Source organism: Mycolicibacterium sp. XJ870 (assembly GCF_053483975.1).
In genome coordinates this window covers 1-1,351 of record NZ_JBEFTI010000016.1, presented here as the reverse complement: position 1 = coordinate 1,351, position 1,351 = coordinate 1, and the positions used below count along the sequence as shown (strand labels likewise).

The window sequence follows — 1,351 nt, the reverse complement described above, 5'->3', positions numbered from 1 at the left end:
TTTGAAGGTTGCCGCGGTGCCGCCGAGGTAGATCTTGGAGCCCTCAAGTGGGGTGCCCTTGATGGCCTCCTTGGCGGCCTGCTTGATCGCCTCGATGTGGGAAATGCCCTCGGGGCTCATCGGGTCGCCCTCGTGGCTGATGATGAACCGCACCGCATGCCCGTCGGGGGACAGGAACATCTTCATGCCGCGCTTGAAGTCGGGATTCTCGAACGTTTCTGGCGGCAGATAGAACGAGTCGTCGTTCTTGGAAGCGTCGAACGCCTGCCCCATGGCGGTCGCGTTCTCCATCGAAGCTTCCATCTGATCCTGCAACCCACCCATCGTGGCCTGCATCGTCAGCATCATTGTCTTCATTGTCTTCATCGTCTCGATCATCGGCGGCATGATCGTGACCATCTGAGGCATGAGCACATCGAGACGATCCATGTCCGGCATCATGTTCTGGATGTCGTCGGTCATGGCGTCCATGCCGTCGAGCGCATCGAAGACCGATCGCATCGAGTAGCAGACAGGGATGTCGTAGCAGTGCGGTTCCCAGTACAGGTAGTTGCGGATCGGGCGGAAGAAGTCGTCGAAATTGGCGATGTTGTCGCGCAATTCCTTGACGTCCTCGACCATGACGTGCATCTTGCCGACCATGCTGTGCGTGGTCGCGGCCATCTCCTTGGTGATCGCCAGCATGGATTCCATGGTGTCGACGGTCTTCTGCATCTCATCGGCCTGCACCAACATGTCGGCCATGCGGTCCTGCATGTACTTCATGTTCATCATCTGGGTGGTGCCCTGCATGCTGATCTGGAACGGGATCGAGGTGTGCTCGATGGGCGTGCCCTGCGGGCGGGTGATCGCCTGCACCCGAGAAATGCCCGGTACCTGGAAGATTCGCTTGGCGATCCTGTCGACCACGAGGAAGTCTGCCGAGTTGCGCAGGTCGTGATCGCTCTCGATCAGCAGCAGTTCGGGGTTCATGCGCGCCTGCGAGAAGTGCCGGTCGGCCGCGGCGTAGCCGCTGTTGGCGGGCAGATCCTGCGGAAGGTATTTGCGGTCGTTGTAGTTGGTCATGTAACCCGGCAGGGTCAGCAGACCGATCAGCGACAGCGCGATCGTGGCGATCAGGATCGGGCCGGGCCAACGCACCACGGCCGCACCGACTTTGCGCCACCCACGGGTACGCATGGCGCGCTTGGGTTCGAGCACCTTGCCGAACCGGCTGGCCACGGTGATGACTGCCGAACCCAGGGTCAGTGCGGCGAACACCACCACGGTCATACCGATGGCCAGCGGAATACCGAGCGTCTGGAAATAGGGCAGGCGGGTGAAGTGCAGACACAGGGTGGCGCCGGCGATG

The 1,351-nt window shown here is 61.1% G+C and carries 1 protein-coding gene; it reads right to left on the bottom strand.

What is annotated here, in order from left to right; genetic code table 11:
* Positions 1 to 1,351 (bottom strand): MMPL family transporter (locus ABQF30_RS29510; RefSeq protein WP_448470616.1); only part of this gene is annotated, 1,351 nt, incomplete at both ends.